Origin of the sequence: Halopseudomonas sp. SMJS2, assembly GCF_029866945.1 — a bacterium.
Taxonomy (GTDB): Bacteria; Pseudomonadota; Gammaproteobacteria; order Pseudomonadales; family Pseudomonadaceae; genus Halopseudomonas; species Halopseudomonas bauzanensis.
In genome coordinates, this window is record NZ_CP123445.1 from 2,836,165 (window position 1) to 2,851,929 (window position 15,765).

At 58.5% G+C, this 15,765-nt stretch carries 17 protein-coding genes and 1 pseudogene; 7 read left to right on the forward strand and 11 right to left on the reverse strand.

Translation table 11 applies throughout. The features are described 5' to 3' along the window. Nucleotides 1–29 precede the first annotated feature (29 nt). The 7 genes from QAO71_RS13350 to rplM form a co-directional block, all read right to left on the reverse strand. The gene (locus QAO71_RS13350; RefSeq protein ID WP_036990234.1) at nt 30–422 is read right to left on the reverse strand and encodes a ClpXP protease specificity-enhancing factor; all 393 of its coding nucleotides are present in this window, start codon (nt 420–422) and stop codon (nt 30–32) included. A 42-nt stretch (nt 423–464) separates the two neighbouring features. Then, a complete protein-coding gene (locus tag QAO71_RS13355; protein WP_036989432.1) occupies nt 465–1,094 on the reverse strand; it encodes a glutathione S-transferase N-terminal domain-containing protein in 630 nt (209 codons plus the stop codon). A gap of 156 nt (nt 1,095–1,250) precedes the next feature. Further along, nucleotides 1,251–2,033, reverse strand: a complete 783-nt coding sequence (locus QAO71_RS13360) for a cytochrome c1 (protein ID WP_036989431.1) — start codon at nt 2,031–2,033, stop codon at nt 1,251–1,253. Then, nucleotides 2,033–3,256: a cytochrome bc complex cytochrome b subunit gene (locus QAO71_RS13365; protein WP_036989427.1), complete on the reverse strand. Its 1,224-nt coding sequence runs from the start codon at nt 3,254–3,256 to the stop codon at nt 2,033–2,035. The genes QAO71_RS13360 and QAO71_RS13365 overlap by 1 nt, the downstream gene beginning before the upstream one ends. Next, the gene (gene petA, locus QAO71_RS13370) at nt 3,256–3,849 is read right to left on the reverse strand and encodes a ubiquinol-cytochrome c reductase iron-sulfur subunit (protein WP_036990232.1); all 594 of its coding nucleotides are present in this window, start codon (nt 3,847–3,849) and stop codon (nt 3,256–3,258) included. Before petA ends, QAO71_RS13365 begins: the two co-directional genes overlap by 1 nt. A 270-nt stretch (nt 3,850–4,119) precedes the next feature. After that, nucleotides 4,120–4,512, reverse strand: coding sequence for a 30S ribosomal protein S9 (gene rpsI, locus QAO71_RS13375; protein WP_036989423.1), 393 nt, complete (start codon nt 4,510–4,512; stop codon nt 4,120–4,122). Nucleotides 4,513–4,524: 12 nt separating this feature from the next. Next, nucleotides 4,525–4,953, reverse strand: a complete 429-nt coding sequence (gene rplM, locus QAO71_RS13380) for a 50S ribosomal protein L13 (protein ID WP_036989420.1) — start codon at nt 4,951–4,953, stop codon at nt 4,525–4,527. A 304-nt stretch (nt 4,954–5,257) separates the two neighbouring features. On the opposite strand from rplM, the gene QAO71_RS13385 reads away from it, so the two are divergent. Then, complete coding sequence (locus QAO71_RS13385; protein WP_280164665.1) at nt 5,258–6,298, forward strand: NADP(H)-dependent aldo-keto reductase; 1,041 nt, start codon at nt 5,258–5,260, stop codon at nt 6,296–6,298. 68 nt (nt 6,299–6,366) lie between these two features. Here the strand turns inward: QAO71_RS13385 and zapE are convergent. Further along, nucleotides 6,367–7,460, reverse strand: a pseudogene (zapE, locus tag QAO71_RS13390) (cell division protein ZapE). Nucleotides 7,461–7,523: 63 nt separating this feature from the next. Further along, on the reverse strand, nt 7,524–8,147 hold the full coding sequence (locus QAO71_RS13395; RefSeq protein WP_280164666.1) for an alpha/beta fold hydrolase: 624 nt from the start codon (nt 8,145–8,147) through the stop codon (nt 7,524–7,526). 174 nt (nt 8,148–8,321) lie between these two features. Between QAO71_RS13395 and QAO71_RS13400 the strand changes: the two genes are divergently transcribed. Genes QAO71_RS13400 through QAO71_RS13420 form a run of 5 tightly spaced genes read left to right on the forward strand, consistent with a single transcriptional unit; the run spans nt 8,322 to nt 12,279 of the window. After that, entirely contained in the window at nt 8,322–8,774 is a 453-nt protein-coding gene (locus tag QAO71_RS13400) for a DUF1043 family protein (protein WP_036989414.1), read from the forward strand. A gap of 37 nt (nt 8,775–8,811) precedes the next feature. Beyond that, entirely contained in the window at nt 8,812–9,945 is a 1,134-nt protein-coding gene (locus QAO71_RS13405) for an ABC transporter permease (RefSeq protein WP_280164667.1), read from the forward strand. Beyond that, nucleotides 9,942–10,748 carry an ABC transporter ATP-binding protein gene (locus QAO71_RS13410; protein WP_280164668.1) on the forward strand — a complete coding sequence of 269 codons (807 nt, stop codon included), beginning with the start codon at nt 9,942–9,944 and terminating at the stop codon, nt 10,746–10,748. The genes QAO71_RS13405 and QAO71_RS13410 overlap by 4 nt, the downstream gene beginning before the upstream one ends. Further along, nucleotides 10,748–11,665 (forward strand): MlaD family protein, encoded by a 918-nt coding sequence (locus QAO71_RS13415; protein ID WP_280164669.1) that lies wholly within the window; start codon nt 10,748–10,750, stop codon nt 11,663–11,665. The genes QAO71_RS13410 and QAO71_RS13415 overlap by 1 nt, the downstream gene beginning before the upstream one ends. Further along, on the forward strand, nt 11,662–12,279 hold the full coding sequence (locus QAO71_RS13420) for an ABC-type transport auxiliary lipoprotein family protein (RefSeq protein WP_280164670.1): 618 nt from the start codon (nt 11,662–11,664) through the stop codon (nt 12,277–12,279). The genes QAO71_RS13415 and QAO71_RS13420 overlap by 4 nt, the downstream gene beginning before the upstream one ends. A gap of 129 nt (nt 12,280–12,408) precedes the next feature. Here QAO71_RS13420 and QAO71_RS13425 read toward each other — a convergent pair whose 3' ends face one another. After that, entirely contained in the window at nt 12,409–13,314 is a 906-nt protein-coding gene (locus QAO71_RS13425; RefSeq protein ID WP_280164671.1) for an AEC family transporter, read from the reverse strand. 265 nt (nt 13,315–13,579) lie between these two features. On the opposite strand from QAO71_RS13425, the gene QAO71_RS13430 reads away from it, so the two are divergent. Further along, nucleotides 13,580–14,038 (forward strand): SRPBCC family protein, encoded by a 459-nt coding sequence (locus QAO71_RS13430; protein ID WP_036990228.1) that lies wholly within the window; start codon nt 13,580–13,582, stop codon nt 14,036–14,038. A 422-nt stretch (nt 14,039–14,460) separates the two neighbouring features. Here the strand turns inward: QAO71_RS13430 and QAO71_RS13435 are convergent, their stop codons facing one another. Continuing rightward, nucleotides 14,461–15,174 (reverse strand): phosphoribosylaminoimidazolesuccinocarboxamide synthase, encoded by a 714-nt coding sequence (locus QAO71_RS13435; RefSeq protein WP_280164672.1) that lies wholly within the window; start codon nt 15,172–15,174, stop codon nt 14,461–14,463. Between the last annotated feature and the right edge of the window lie 591 nt (nt 15,175–15,765).

A 15,765-nucleotide genomic window follows, 5' to 3' on the forward strand; every position in this document is an offset into this window, starting at 1 on the left:
GCATCGCCGCTGTATTTATCAGCTACTGCTTACTTGACCACCTTCAATGACGGCCGACCAGCTGGCTTCGGCGAGTCTTCCGGCGGAGTATCGCCATCCGGCGGCGGCGTTTCAGTCTCGATCTCGAAGACCATGCCCTGGCCGTTCTCCCTGGCGTAAATTGCCATGACCGCGCCCATGGGGATCCAGACTTGCTGGGCCACCCCGCCGAAACGCCCATCGAAACAGACCCGCTCGTTATCCATGTCCAGATGCCGGATAGCACTGGGCGACAGATTGAGCACAATCTGCCCCCCTTCCACGAAGCCTTCTGGCACCACGGTGCCCGGATAATCAGCGTTGACCAGCACGTAGGGAGTGCTGTCGTTATCCAGAATCCACTCGTACAGTGCCCGGACCAGATAGGGACGGCTTGAGCTCATGCGCACCATGCTCACTCCTGTGCTGTAAAGATGAATGGCGGGTTACTGCATATCCCGTTCAGCGGCAGACAGGCTGCCGATAAAACCTTCACGCTGGAAGATACGCTCCATGTAGTCCTGCAGCGGCTTGGCCTGGCGCGGCAGTTCAATCCCCAGCATGGGCAGACGCCATAGGATCGGCGCCAGACAGCAATCGACCAGACTGAATTCGTCACTCATGAAGAAGGGCATCTCGGCAAATACCGGCGCCACGCCTGTGAGACTTTCCCGCAGCTCCTTGCGCGCCTTGGTGACAGCTGCGGCAGGGCTTTTCGGGTTGCTGAGGACATCCACCAGCACGCTCCAGTCCCGCTGGATACGGTACATCAGCAGACGGCTGTTGGCTCGCGCCACCGGGTATACCGGCAACAGCGGCGGATGGGGGAAGCGCTCATCAAGATATTCCATCATGATGTTCGGCTCGTACAACACAAGATCCCGATCAAGCAGCGTAGGCACCGTATTATAGGGGTTGGCCTCCGCCAGCTCCTGCGGATGGTTGTCCGGCTCGACATTGACGATGTCGACGGTAACCCCTTTTTCTGCCAGCACAATGCGCACCCGATGACAATACTGGTCGGTCGGATCGGAAAAGAAAGCCATCGAAGAACGCTTGTTGGCGGTAACACTCATATATCAACCCTCATCCTGTGGCGATTACGGTAAAGCGCCCGCGGATGGTCAGCATAGCGAAACGCTGGCCAGGCCTTTATCGAAAGCGAGCATTATACCCCAGAAACAACAACGCGCCCCAAAGGGGGCGCGTGTTTTGCTTCGGACAGACCGGAATCAGTGCACATCTCTCCAGAATTCGCGCTTCAGCAAATAGGCGAAGACGAACAGGATGGCCAGATACAGCAGCACGTATACACCGATGCGATGACGGGTTTCCTTGATCGGGTCAGCTGAATAGCTGAGGAAGGCGACCAGATTGCGCACCGTGGTATCGAACTCTTCCTCGGTTTGCGTACCGGTATCTTCAACCACGGTCAGAACATCACACTGCTCTTCCAGCATCGGCTCACCAGTCAGGGTGTCACGCACGATGCTGTTGCCATCCTTGACCGGCATCGGCTTGCAGCCCTTGACCTGGCGACCCTGCAGTTCAGCCAGAACGTTCGGCATCCCCACGTTGGCGAAGACAGTATTGTTCCAACCCAGCGGACGGGACGGATCCTCATAGAAGCCGCGCATATAGGAGTACAACCAATCCTCGCCACGCACACGGGCAACCATGGTCAGATCCGGCGGCGCGGCACCGAACCACACCTTGGAATCTTCCGGGCGCATGCCGATTGTCATGTGCTCGCCGTACAGAGTGCCTTCGCTGAACACCAGGTTTTCCATCATCAACTCTTCAGGAATACCCAGATCGGTCGCAACACGCTCGTAACGCTGGTACTGGGTCGAGTGGCAACCCATGCAGTAGTTGACGAAAGTGCGGGCACCATCTTGCAGGGACGCCTTGTCCGACAGGTCGATATTGGCTTTATCCAGCGGCACGCTGGGGCCGGCAGCCAAAGCAAAGCCCGGCAGCAACGCAAACATCAAAGCAATCAATTGTTTTTTCATCAGCCAGTAACCCTCTCCGGAACCGGTTTGGTCTTCTCCATACGGGTGTAGAACGGCATAAGGATGAAGAAGGCAAAATACAGAACGGTGCACACCTGCGACAGCAAGGTACGACCCGGAGTTGCGGGAATGGCACCCAGCACACCCAGGATCACGAAGCTGACACAGAAAATCACCAGCCACAGCTTGCTCATCCAGCCCTTGTAGCGGATCGATTTGACCGGGCTGCGATCAAGCCAGGGCAATACGAACAGCACGGCAATCGCGCCGCCCATCGCCAACACACCCGGGAATGCGGAACCAGCAATAGCAGGCACGGCGCGCAGGATGGCGTAGAAGGGAGTGAAGTACCAGACCGGTGCAATGTGGTCAGGCGTTTTCAGCGGGTTGGAGATTTCAAAGTTCGGTTTCTCCAGGAAATAACCACCCATTTCCGGGAAGAAGAACACCACGGTGCAGAACACGAACAGGAAGACCACCACGCCGACGATGTCCTTGACGGTGTAGTAAGGGTGGAACGGGATACCATCCAGCGGGATACCGTTTTCATCCTTCAGCTTCTTGATTTCGATGCCATCGGGGTTGTTGGAGCCGACTTCATGCAGCGCGATGATATGCAGGACCACCAGGCCCAGCAGCACGATCGGCACAGCGATCACATGCAGCGCGAAGAAGCGGTTCAGGGTGATCCCGGAAATCAGGTAGTCGCCGCGCACCCATTGAGCCAGATCCGGACCAATGAAGGGGATCGCACCGAACAACGAGATGATCACCTGGGCACCCCAGTAGGACATCTGCCCCCAGGGCAGCAGGTAACCCATGAAGGCTTCGGCCATCAGCGCCAGATAGATCAGCATGCCGAAGGTCCAGACCAGCTCACGGGGCTTGCGGTAGGAGCCATACATGATGCCGCGCAGCATGTGCAGATAGACCACCACAAAGAACGCGGAAGCGCCGGTGGAGTGCAGATAGCGCAGCAGCCAGCCGTACTCCACATCACGCATGATGTATTCGACCGAGGCGAAGGCGCCTGCGCCGGAGGGCTCGTAGCTCATCGTCAGCCAGATACCGGTGATGATCTGGTTGACCAGCACCAGCAGCGCAAGCGAGCCGAAGAAGTAGAAGAAGTTGAAGTTCTTCGGTGCGTAATACTTGCTCAGGTGGTCTTCCCAGACCTGAGTGACGGGCAAACGTTCGTTGACCCAGTTAAGCAGCTTGCTCATCAGGCTGTCTCCTCATCCACACCGATGATGATGACGTCATCGGACTCATAGGTATGCGGTGGCACGGGGAGGTTCAGCGGGGCAGGCATACCCTTGAACACACGACCGGACATATCGTAGAACGAGCCATGGCAGGGACAGAAGTAGCCACCTTTCCAGTCAGCTCCCATGTCAGCGGCGCCAACTTCCGGCTTGAACAACGGCGAGCAGCCCAGGTGTGTGCAGATACCCAGCACAACCAGCAGCTCGGGCTTGATGGCACGGGTCTTGCCGTCTACATACTCCGGCTGATCGGACGACTCGGAATTGGGGTCGGCTACGACGCTGTCCATTTCATCCAGCAACGCCAGGGCTTCCGGTGTTCTGCGCGAGATGAAGATCGGCTGGCCGCGCCACTCGGCAACAATCTGTTGGCCCGGCTCGATCTTGCTCACATTCACCTTAACCGGCGCACCTGCCGCCTTGGCTCTTGCGCTTGGGAACCATGACCCCACAAAGGGCACAGCAACCCCCACTACACCAGCAGCACCCACCACACTCGTGGCTGCCACCAGGAAGCGACGCCGGCCGTTATTTACGCCGTCATTACTCATCCAGTCGTCTCCCATCAGCTAATTCAGCCCTTTGAAACAAGGGCTTTTCAAGTTTTTAACTGCCTGCACAAAATGAAACAGATGGTAATGAAAAAGCCCCATCATGACAAGGCGATCTCCATTAACCAGGCATCTGCGAAGTTTACCCCAAGCGAGGCGCGACGGGCGTTCCGGATGCGCCCCTGAATACGTGACACCTTGTCGCAGATACAGAAACGCCCGGGTTCCTGTGAAGGAAACCGGGCGTTTTCGAGGCCGCAGCCTGAAGACTTAGCGCTTGGAGTATTGCGGACGCTTACGCGCTTTACGCAGACCCACTTTCTTACGCTCGACTTCACGTGCATCACGGGTTACGAAGCCGGCTTTGCGCAGCTCGCTACGCAGAGTCTCGTCGTAATCCATCAGCGCACGGGTGATACCGTGACGGATAGCACCAGCCTGACCGGAAATACCACCACCTTGAACGGTGACGTAAACGTCAAACTTCTCGGTGCTGTCGGTCAGCTCGAGCGGCTGACGAACCACCATGCGGGCAGTTTCGCGACCGAAGAAGGTCTCGATGCTGCGGTTGTTGATGGAGATGTTGCCAGTACCCGGACGCAGGAAGACCCGAGCGGTAGCGGTTTTACGGCGGCCAGTGCCGTAGTTCTGTGTAACCGACATAGTGAGCTCCTGTTAGATCTTCAGTTCTTGGGGTTGCTGAGCAGTATGCGGGTGAGCAGCACCGGCATACACTTTCATCTTGCGATACATCGCACGACCCAGAGGATTCTTGGGCAGCATGCCCTTGACTGCGATCTCGATGATACGCTCAGGAGCGCGCAGGTTGAGCTTCTCGAAATTGATCGACTTGATACCGCCCGGGAAACCGGAGTGGCTGTAGTAGATCTTGTCCTGAGCCTTGTTGCCGGTCACGTGGATTTTTTCGGCATTGACGATCACGATGTAATCGCCAGTGTCCACGTGCGGGGTGTACTCAGGCTTGTGCTTGCCGCGCAGGCGGGAAGCAACTTCGGTAGCCAGACGACCAAGGGTCAGACCAGTGGCATCTACTACGTACCAGTCGCGTTTTACTGTTTCCGGTTTGGCGCTGAAGGTTTTCATTAAATCCTAGCCTCAGAGGCCGCTCTTATATTGAAGAGGGCGAATCTTACAGAATGATATGTGTTTTTACAAGCCAACAAAGCCTAGACAGACACTCAGTGGGGGCTCTGTGGGTCTGGGTGGCATCTGCGCTGTAACAACAACGACAGGCTAGGCATCCTGTCGAAAGTGGCGGGCATTATGCCAACGTGGTAGAAAATTACAACCCTTAATGTTGAACCATCACCAGCCGCACCAGACATTCCTGGCATTATTGGCCACATGACCAATAATGGCGGTTCATTTCCTGATCGGGAGCCATCACATGCTATACCGCCCCCTCGGCAGCAGCCCCCTGAAAGTGAGCGCCCTGTGCCTGGGCACCATGACCTGGGGCGAACAGAACACCCAGCGCGACGCCTTCGCCCAGATCGACCGAGCACGGGACGCCGGCGTCAATTTCATCGACTGCGCCGAGATGTATCCGGTACCGCCGCGCGGCGAGACCTATGGTTCGACCGAAACCATCATCGGCCAGTACCTGCGCGAACGAGGCCAGCGTGACAACTGGGTGCTGGCCAGCAAGATTGCCGGCCCGAGCCGCGACATGCAGCATATCCGCGGCGGCCAGACCCGCTTCAATCGCCACCATATCACCGCCGCCCTGGATGCCAGCCTGCAGCGTTTACAGACTGATTATCTGGATCTTTATCAATTGCACTGGCCCGACCGCAACACCAACTTCTTCGGCAAGCTCGGCTACCAGCATGATCTGGAGGAACAGATCACGCCGATTGAAGAATCGCTGGAGGTGCTGGATGAGTTGGTGCGGGCTGGCAAGATCCGCTATATCGGGCTGTCCAACGAAACCCCTTGGGGCACCAGTCGCTTTCTGCAGTTGGCAGAAGCCCGCGGCTGGCCGCGGATCGTGTCAATCCAGAATCCCTACAATCTGCTCAATCGCAGCTATGAGGTCGGGATGGCCGAAATATCGATACGCGAGCAGGTCGGCCTGCTCGCCTACTCGCCACTGGCCTTCGGTACTCTCACGGGCAAGTACCTGAATGGCCTGCGACCGGAGAAAGCACGCCTCACGCTGTTCAGCCGCTTCAGCCGCTATACCAACCCACAGGCCCAGAAGGCCTGCGCCCGCTACGTACAGCTGGCTCGGGACCATGGCATGGACCCGGCACAGATGGCGCTGGCCTTTGTCACCCGGCAACCCTTCGTTACCAGCAATATCATTGGTGCGACCAATATGGACCAGCTGAACCGCAACCTCAGCAGCATCAATATGGGGCTGACGGACAAGATCCTGGAAAGCATCGAGGAAATTCACCGCAGCCAACCCAATCCCGCACCTTAAGCGTCTTCCATAACGACAAAGGGCAGCCACTCGAGCTGCCCTTTTCGTTACGCCGCGTCATCACCAGCTCAAGGCTTGTGCGGCCGAGCCAGAAAATCATGAGACTGCATTTCCAGCAGGCGGCTGAGGGTACGCTGGAATTCGAACTCCAGCCGGCCACCGGCATACAGATCCTTGAGTGGCACCTCTGCCGAGACGATCAACTTGACGTTGCGATCATAGAACTCGTCAACCAAATTGATGAAGCGTCGCGCCATGTCGTCCTTGGCCAGATTCATCTGCTCAATATTTGAAATCAGCACCGCCTGGAAGATCTTGCCCAGGGCGATATAGTCGTTCTGGCTGCGCGGCCCGTCACAGAGCTCGCGGAATTCGAACCAGGCGACGTTCTCGTACATCCGCACCGCCTTGACCGCGCGATTCTCGATAGTCAACTCGGCATTATGCTGCACATGCTCCGGCTCCAGCACCAGGCTGTCGAAGCTGCATTGCAAACTGGAGTCCGCTTCCTGACCCAGCGGCCAGTGATACAGATCGGCCTGCTCCAGCGCGCGCAGACGATAGTCCACGCCGTTGTCCACGTTCACCACCTCGGTATGTTCCTTCAGCAGCGCAATGGCTGGCAGGAAACGCGCCCGCTGCAAGCCGTCCTTGTACAGGCCATCAGGTACGATGTTGGAGGTGGCGACCAGGATGACACCGTGATCGAAGAGCTCTTCCATCAGTGTGCCGAGGATCATGGCATCCGTGATGTCAGTGACGAAGAACTCATCGAAACAGATCACCCGCGCCTCATCGGCGAACTTGCGGGCGATGAGCTTCAGCGGATTCTTCTCGCCCTTGAGTTCACGCAGCTCCTGATGGACCCGCTGCATGAAGCGGTGAAAGTGCGTACGCATCTTGCGCTTGATCGGCAAGGCATCGAAGAAGGTATCGACCAGATAGGTCTTGCCCCGGCCGACGCCCCCCCAGAAATACAGACCCTTGACCGGTATGCTGCGCTTGGGACGAAACTTGCCGAACAGGCCGACACTGCGCGGCGGACCCGCCTCGAGAATCTCGTCGTAGAGCCGCTGCAGATGCCTGACTGCATTTTCCTGCGCAGATCATGGAAAAAGTCCGGACGCTTGAGGTCCGCCTGATAGCGTTCAAGAGGCGTCATGCTGGGTGGGGTCCAGTGAAAAACAGGGGCCCGTACTCTACCTGCCATGCCGCCACTTGGCAATCAGCCAAGCGCCTGCTCCGCCGCCGCTTTCAGCTCCACCAGCTTGCCGTGGAAGAAGTGACTGGTATCGGCGAAGCGTACCACCTCAACATCAGCCTGATCCTCGAATAGCCCGAACACCGCCGCCGGTGCGACTACCTCGTCCGCCTCCCCCATCAGCACCGTGGTCGGCCCCGGCAACGGCAGCAGATCGGCGAAGGGCATGCGCTCAACCGAGGGGGCTACCAGCACTACCCGAGCCGGCCAGTCAGCCTGCTCGCAGGCAGCCGCAGCGGCCACATAACCGCCAAAGGAAAAGCCCATGAGCCACAGGGGCAGATCACCGAACTCCCGCGCCGCCCACTCGATCACCGCCTTGCAGTCGTCGGTTTCACCTACCCCGGCGGCATGCTCACCGCCGCTCTCCCCCACCCCACGGAAATTGAAACGCACTGTATTGGCGTTGAGGTCCCGCGCCGCGCGCATCAATGTGGAGACCACCTTGTTGTGCATGGTCCCGCCATGCAGCGGGTGCGGATGACAGATGATCGCCACCGCCTGCGCCTGCTCGGCACGGGTCACCAGCAGCTCCAGCGCCCCGGCGGGACCATCGATCAGTAATTTGTCTTCAGCGTTGTGCTTCATTCAGTTTCTCCGTGACTGCTGTATTCCCACCTGCGTCGCATAACCTACACTGAAGCTAGTCAGTTCCGGCCCGCAGCAACAGGCGCTAGCCTTGTTTGCGAAATGCCGTTACCGTAGCAGCAGACCCAAGCAGCGCGTTGGCGCCGCACGTTTCAGTTCAATGAGGGACCCAAGGTGGAAACAAGCGAAAACCTGTGGATTGCAATAGCTATCGCCCTGGCAGTGGGCTTCATCGTCGGCATCATTGTAGCCCGTCTGGCGCCACGTATCAGCGGCGGACAGTCATCCAGCACTCAAGCCCAACTGGAGAGCCTGCAGCTGCGCTTCGAAGAATACCAGCAGGAAGTCGCCAGCCATTTCAACACCACTGCCAATCTGGTCACCCGCCTGAACCGCAGCTATCAGGATATCCAGGAGCATCTGGGCCAGGCTGCCGTAGATCTCGCGCCTGACGACATGACCCGGCAACGTCTGTTGGCCGCGCTGGAGCAGGAAAATGACCCGGTCTCCTCTCGCGACCGTATCGAGCCAGTGTTCGACACGCTCGAACCGCCCCGTGACTATGCCACCAAAGCGGACGAAGACCCCGGCATGCTATCCGAAGAATTCGGCGTAAAACGCAAATAAAGCCCGCCCTCGCCGGTGGCGCTAAACGGATTCCTCCATGCCCGATGCCGAACAACGCTTTGTAACCAGATCATCGGACGACCCGTCCCATCTCGTCATACGTGGTGACTGGGTCCTGGAGCACTACGCCGAACTGCGTCAGTTGGTTGGCCGGCTGCGCAACGAGCAATCTGCCGACGCCGAGGCGGACCTGAGCCAGATCGGCAGACTGGATACCGCTGGCGGCCAACTGCTGACCGAGCTGCTCGGCAGCGAGCGCATCCAGACCCTGACCGATGAAGGCGCCGGCCTGCCCGAGGAGCGCCGGGTGTTGCTGCGTCGTATCGCCCACAGCCTGCAGCGGGAGCCGCAACCGCAACCGCATCATGGCGCCGTATTCGAACTGCTCGGCAATATAGGCAAGGGCACGCTGGCGTTTCATGACCATGTGCGCACCCTGCTGGGCTTTGTCGGCCTCACCCTCGCCGGGCTGGCCTTCGGTTTGCTGCGCCCTTCGACCTGGCGGCTGACCTCCGTGGTTGCCCAGGTCGAACAGATTGCCCTGAATGCCGTCGCCATCGTCGCTCTGCTTACCTTCATGGTTGGCGCGGTCATCGCCTTCCTCGGCGCCACCGTGCTGGCAGACTTCGGCGCGACCATCTATACCGTCGACCTGATCGCGTTCTCTTTCCTGCGTGAGTTTGCCGTACTCTTGACCGCAATTCTCATGGCCGGGCGTACCGCCAGTGCCTTCACCGCGCAGATCGGTTCGATGAAGGCCAACGAGGAGATCGATGCAATTCGCACGCTCGGCCTCAATCCGCTGCAGATTCTGGTCATCCCCCGCGTCATTGCCATGATGATTTCACTGCCGATCCTTACCTTTATCGGCATGCTGTCTGGCCTGCTCGGCGGCGCCGTGGTCTGCTCGCTGGCTCTGGATATATCCCCGACCATGTTTCTCAGCATCCTGCAACAGAACGTGGCGGTGCAGCATTTCTACCTGGGCATGGTCAAGGCGCCATTGTTCGCGTTCCTGATCGCCATCATCGGCTGCATGGAAGGCTTCAAGGTCAGCGGCAGCGCCGAGTCGGTCGGTGAGCACACCACGTCCAGCGTGGTGCAGTCGATCTTCGTGGTCATCCTCATGGATGCACTGGCCGCGCTGTTCTTCATGGAGATGAATTGGTGACCGACAAGCAAGCACCATTGGTGGAGATACGCGGCCTGGTCAATCGCTTCGGCAAACAGGCCGTACACGACAATCTGGACCTGGATATCCACCCCGGAGAGATTCTCGGCGTGGTGGGCGGCTCGGGCACTGGCAAGTCGGTACTGCTGCGCTCCATCGTCGGCCTGCGGCGGCCCAATGCCGGAAGCGTCAGGGTTTTCGGCAAAGACCTGCAGCAACTGGATGAACAGCAGCGTTCCCAGGTCGAGCGACGCTTTGGCGTACTGTTTCAACGCGGCGCACTGTTCTCCTCGCTGACGGTGACCGAGAACGTCGCCCTGCCGCTGATCGAACATGCCGGGCTCAGCCGCGACGACGCTGAACATCTGGCCTGCATGAAATTGGCGCTGGCCGGCTTACCGCCCGGCGCCGGTGACAAGTTTCCCTCCGAGCTGTCCGGTGGCATGGTCAAGCGCGCAGCCCTGGCGCGCGCACTGGCCCTGGACCCGGACATCCTGTTTCTTGACGAACCGACCGCCGGTCTGGACCCCATCGGCGCCGCCGCCTTCGACCAGTTGATTCTCACCCTGCGCGATGCCCTCGGGCTGAGCGTATTTCTGGTCACCCACGACCTGGATACCCTGTACGCTATTTGCGACCGGGTGGCGGTACTGGCGGAGAAACGCGTCCTGGTTGCCGATACCCTGGAGCGCGTCGCGGCCACCGAGAACGATTGGATCCAGGAGTATTTCCACGGTCCCCGCGGGCGCGCCGCAGTAGCGGCCACCGCCAATCAATCCAGCCATCAGCCGGAGTTCCGCTAATGGAAACACGCGCTCACCACGTCATGATCGGACTGTTCACCCTGCTCGCTGGTGTCGGTGCGATTTTCTTTGCCATCTGGATCAGCAACGCCAACACCAGCAAGGACTACCGCTATTACACGGTGGTCTTCCGCGAAACGGTCACCGGCCTGTCCCGCGGCAGCGCCGTGCAATACAGCGGCATTCCGGTAGGTGACATCAGCGAGCTGACCCTCGACCCGAGCGACCCAGGCCAGGTGCTGGCCCGCGTACGGCTGAGCGCCACCGCCCCGGTCACCCAGGATACCAAGGCCAGATTGACCTTCACCGGTATCACCGGCAACTCAGTGATCGAGCTGGTGCCCGGCGACCCGCAAAGCCCGCCTCTGCAGAGCATCGATGGTGAAGAGCCACGCATCTATGCCGTGCCCTCCCCACTCTCCAGCCTGCTGGCCAACGGCGAGGATCTGATGACCAATATCAACCAGTTGGTGATCAGCGCACGCACCCTTCTGTCGGATGAAAACGCCGAGCGTATCACCAGTACCCTGGAGTCTATCGATACCGCCGCCAGCAGCCTGTCCAGCCAGGGCGATGATGTGAAAGCCCTAGTCGGCGAGTTGACGCTTGCCAGCCAGCAGGCCGGCGAGCTGATGGGCAGCATCAACACCCTGGTCAATAATCAAGGCAGCCAGACGTTGAACAGCGCCGAGCAGACCCTGGAATCCATCGCCCGCGCCAGCGAAACCCTGGAGAACATGCTGCAGGATAACAGTGAAGCCTTCACCAACGGCATGCAGGGCCTCGGCCAGTTGGAGCCGGCAATCAATGAATTGCGTGGCAGTCTCAACGCACTGCGCTCGATCACCCGCCGTCTGGAAGACAACCCCGCACGCTTCCTGCTGGGCCGTGACACCTTCGAGGAATACCAGCCATGATCCGCCGCCTGACATCCGCCGCGCTGTTTACCGCTCTGCTGGGGCTTGGTGCCTGCACCGTACTACCCGAATCCGAAGCCCTGAGCGTCTACCAATTCCCGGCGCCGCCAGCCGGCAGCGTCAGCAGCGAGCCGCGATTGCCCTTGTCACTGCGGGTAAATACGCCACAGGCCGGCTACGCTTTCAGCGGGCCACGCATCATGGTGATCACCGCCGATAACCAACTGCAAAGCTACAAGGGCGTTCGCTGGAGCGATCCCTCACCCCAGCTGCTGCGCGAGTACCTGGCGGTATCCCTGCAGCGCTCCGGCGCGCTGAGCAGCGTCACCACCGATGAGCACGCACTGCATGCGGATGTTCATCTGGATACCAATCTGCGCCGCTTCCAGCTGGACACCGATGGCACACCCCGAGTCGTCATCGAGCTGGATGCCCGCCTGGTCAATCCGGAAAGTCGGCGCATCTATGTCAACCACAGTTTCCTGGTCCAGCAGCCGGTCACCAGCACCCAGATCACCGACGTGGTCCAGGGATATGGCCAGGCGACTGGGGATCTGACCCAGCAATTGCTGGCTTGGACCCGACAGCAATTGGCGCCGCTATCCCACGACTGAGGCCGTTGCCTCGCCGCAGCATGACATTTAGTGATACGGAGTCATACTAGCGCAACCTGTTGCATGCTTCGGCACACAACAACAAGCTGCGCTGGAGCTCCCGTCATCAGGTTGAGGGGCTGCCGCACATCACAGCACCAGCAGCAACAGCACCGGCAAGGTCAGCATCGCCAGTAGTGTCTGCAGGGTAATGACACCCGCCATCAGATGCGCATCGCCGCCGTATTGCCGTGCCAGCACATAGGCGGTGGGCGCGCAGGGCAGCGCAAAGAACAGCACCAAGGTGACCCGCTCCATCGTCGGCATGCCCAGCAGCCCGACCAGCAGCCAGGCCGCCAGCGGCATCAATGCCAACCGCACCAGAGTGCTGATCAACAGCGCACGTGTCTCGCCGTGCAGATTCTGAGGCTGCAACGCAGCGCCAACACACAGGAGCCCCAGGGGCAGACTGCTCGCCGCCAGCAGCGTCAGTAGATTATCCATCCCTCCGCCCAACCGCAGGCCGGAGAGATTTGCCGCCACCCCGAGCAAGCAGGCCAGGATCAGCGGGTTCTTCAACAGGATCAGCAGCTGCGCGCGCCGGTTCAGACTCCCCCCCGACGTCAGCGCCTGCACCGACAGGATATTGACCGCCGGCACCGTGATTGCCAGCAACAGCGCCATGAGCGTCAGCCCCTCACCACCAAATAACGCGCCAACGGTAGCCAGGCCGATGTAGGTATTGAACCGCAACGTACTCTGCACGAACACACCAAACCGTGCCGCCGGCCAGCCCAGCCAGCGCCGCAGCACGATCAGCCCCAGCCATGCCACGCCGAGAACCACACCCACACACAGCGCCACCCGCGCCAGCGCCGGGCTGTTCAACGGCGCTCCGGCCAGGCTGCTGAACAGCAGCGCCGGGAACAGTACAAAGTAATTGATGCGCTCGGCACCGGGCCAGAATTCTGCATTGGGAAAGCCCGCCCGGCGCAAGACATAACCGCCCAGAATCAGGGCGAACAGCGGCCAGAGGGAGGCGAGTAACTGGGTCATTCGAGGATATATCCAGATCAGGAGACGCGGCAGGCAGGTTACCTGACGAAGGTCATGTCCGGCCAGCCCGACGTAGCACAATACCTTGCCGCCCCTTGATGCGGCGGCGCTGCCAGTTATTAAGGCTCGTTGGGGGTCTACGGTGAAGGTGATCTGTTATCTACAAAGACGCTCAAGCTCACTACGACAGTATTTTTTTTGAAGGCTGTCGAAATCATTGTCTGGGAACCGACTATCAGGTAACCAAAATAAGCAGGAGATGATTATGTCTAGCGAAACCGGCACCGTCCGCCTACACCGCGTGTTGGCAGCACCCGTTGAGCGAGTTTACAAAGCGTTTACCGATAAACAGGCATTGGAATACTGGCTACCGCCCTACGGCTTTACCGGTACGATCCATGAAATGGATATCCGCGTGGGTGGCGGCTACCGTATGTCTTTCACCAATTTCGGTACTGGCGTCAGTCATTCGTTTACCGTTGAGTATATTGAACTGACACCTAACGAACGTATTCGCCATACGGATCGCTTTGACGATGAAAACCTCCCCGGCGAAATGCAAGTTGCCATCGAACTGAAAGCCGTATCCAGTGGCACAGAGATACGCATAGTTCAGGAAGGCATTCCTTCGGTCATTCCCGTTGATAGCTGTTATCTGGGATGGCAGGAATCACTGGAGCAGCTAGCCCGGCTGGTTGTGCCGGATATTCCCGATCATGGCTGAAAATTAAAAACCACTGCAGGACAGTCTTGTTCGGTGGTGTAGCGAAAAAGATGATTGCCGTCATGCCAAAGATAGCCATGGCGGCAATCGGGAGACAGAAAAACGAAAGCCGCATAAGCGGGCTTTCGGGGAACTGTGACTAAGAGCGGCGGCAAGCGCTACCTGCTCACTCCCCACTCTATCGTCAACAGACAAAGTTTTACCTTAAAAATCAGTTGATTAAACGAAGCACCCAAGCAATGACATAAAAAAACCATACCTAATATTTGTTCTTCAAAAGTGCTGGAAGCAGCGATAAGCCGAGTAGCCCCCTTTGAGGCGCACATAGCAGCATTCGTGAATCCCGTGCTTTCAAAGTCCGCAAAAAAGCCCGCATTACGCGGGCTTCCGGAATTTCATGCTCGCAGCTATGCCCCACTGCCCTAGCGGATCAACTGTTCGTACAGCGTCCCGTGATCCAGCACCCTGCCCTCGTCGTCCATGACCCGCATCGCATCCGCCGAGACCTCGTCGATGACCACGACCTCGCCGTCGACAAAGCCGATTTCGATCTTCATGTCGATCAGAGTGAGGCCCTTGTCACGCAGGTCGGCTTCGACGATGCGACACACCCGGCGGGTGAGGTCCTTGGCCTGCTCGAGGTGCTGCTGGGTAAGGAGGCCGAGGGCCACGATGGTGTCGTCGTTGATGAGAGGATCACCGCGTTCATCGTCCTTGATGGTGATCTCGACGAGGTAGTCGAACGTACTCGCGGTGTCGCCGATGTAGTTCTGGTAACGACGCTGGAAGCTGCCCCAGGGCCGGGTGCGGCAGATGAACTCGAGGCCGCCCTTGCCGCTGATATCCTTGCCCAGGGGCTCGGCGCGACGAACTTCCATGCTGCCCTGCTCGAGGTCGAGACGCACCAGGTGGGTAGGGATGCCGGCAACGTGGAGGCACTTGAAGAAATGGTCGGTCATGGCGAGAGACTTTCGGCCTTTGCCTTCAACCTGACCAATGACGGTGTTGGCACCCGGGTCGATGACGCCATCTTCACCACCGGTGACGTCGTCCTTGAAGACGAGGAGGATGTTGTCATTCGGCAGGGCGTACAGGTCCTTGGTCTTGCCGGAATAGATTTTTTCGCTGGTGCTCATCGGTTTACTCGCTGGTAGTTCCAATATCCCCTTCCGGGGCAAAGACAGGGCACCAGAGCGCCCCGCTGCTGCGCCTCATTCCCACTCGCTTGTAAATAAGCCATTTTTATCTTTTATTATCAATGGCTTATTTTCCTGCAAATCGGTAATACCATGAAAAATACCATACTCAGAAATTTCTTGAAAATAATTTCATTTTTTTACTGATAGCTCCACTCAACAGCGGTCAGCACCAAGCTGCCCGGGGGGGAACTACTAACCCTTTGGGGACGCCCTACCCTCCACTAGCCGGCAAAAAGGTGAAATGCTGGTGCTGACTATTTTACCGTATCTCTCCCGATACCACCTAAGAGGTTTCAGTAATTCTCGAAGACAATGCGAAACATGACACGCTCATCAGATGAGTAACAACTGCAGTATCTTTGGCTTTTTAGGTTGGTAATATCTTTCTCTGAAAATTGATTTTGCTCATAGTCATCCGCATCAGTCACGTACCAGCAGCAATGAATCAAAAATGAGAGCGAATTGAGTCATGATTGTGCTCCGGTTGCTCGGTGCACCTATTTTGGGAATAGACAAGACGCTCAACCT

Bases quoted from the DNA above. Each gene is read 5' to 3' on its own strand.
- QAO71_RS13415 (WP_280164669.1), top strand. From the start codon at position 10,748: ATGGAAACACGCGCTCACCACGTCATGATCGGACTGTTCACCCTGCTC.
- QAO71_RS13425 (WP_280164671.1), bottom strand. From the start codon at position 13,314: ATGACCCAGTTACTCGCCTCCCTCTGGCCGCTGTTCGCCCTGATTCTG.
- petA (WP_036990232.1), bottom strand. From the start codon at position 3,849: ATGAGTAATGACGGCGTAAATAACGGCCGGCGTCGCTTCCTGGTGGCA.
- QAO71_RS13385 (WP_280164665.1), top strand. From the start codon at position 5,258: ATGCTATACCGCCCCCTCGGCAGCAGCCCCCTGAAAGTGAGCGCCCTG.
- rplM (WP_036989420.1), bottom strand. From the start codon at position 4,953: ATGAAAACCTTCAGCGCCAAACCGGAAACAGTAAAACGCGACTGGTAC.
- QAO71_RS13435 (WP_280164672.1), bottom strand. From the start codon at position 15,174: ATGAGCACCAGCGAAAAAATCTATTCCGGCAAGACCAAGGACCTGTAC.
- QAO71_RS13420 (WP_280164670.1), top strand. From the start codon at position 11,662: ATGATCCGCCGCCTGACATCCGCCGCGCTGTTTACCGCTCTGCTGGGG.
- QAO71_RS13395 (WP_280164666.1), bottom strand. From the start codon at position 8,147: ATGAAGCACAACGCTGAAGACAAATTACTGATCGATGGTCCCGCCGGG.
- rpsI (WP_036989423.1), bottom strand. From the start codon at position 4,512: ATGTCGGTTACACAGAACTACGGCACTGGCCGCCGTAAAACCGCTACC.
- QAO71_RS13430 (WP_036990228.1), top strand. From the start codon at position 13,580: ATGTCTAGCGAAACCGGCACCGTCCGCCTACACCGCGTGTTGGCAGCA.
- QAO71_RS13355 (WP_036989432.1), bottom strand. From the start codon at position 1,094: ATGAGTGTTACCGCCAACAAGCGTTCTTCGATGGCTTTCTTTTCCGAT.
- QAO71_RS13350 (WP_036990234.1), bottom strand. From the start codon at position 422: ATGAGCTCAAGCCGTCCCTATCTGGTCCGGGCACTGTACGAGTGGATT.
- QAO71_RS13405 (WP_280164667.1), top strand. From the start codon at position 8,812: ATGCCCGATGCCGAACAACGCTTTGTAACCAGATCATCGGACGACCCG.
- QAO71_RS13360 (WP_036989431.1), bottom strand. From the start codon at position 2,033: ATGAAAAAACAATTGATTGCTTTGATGTTTGCGTTGCTGCCGGGCTTT.
- QAO71_RS13365 (WP_036989427.1), bottom strand. From the start codon at position 3,256: ATGAGCAAGCTGCTTAACTGGGTCAACGAACGTTTGCCCGTCACTCAG.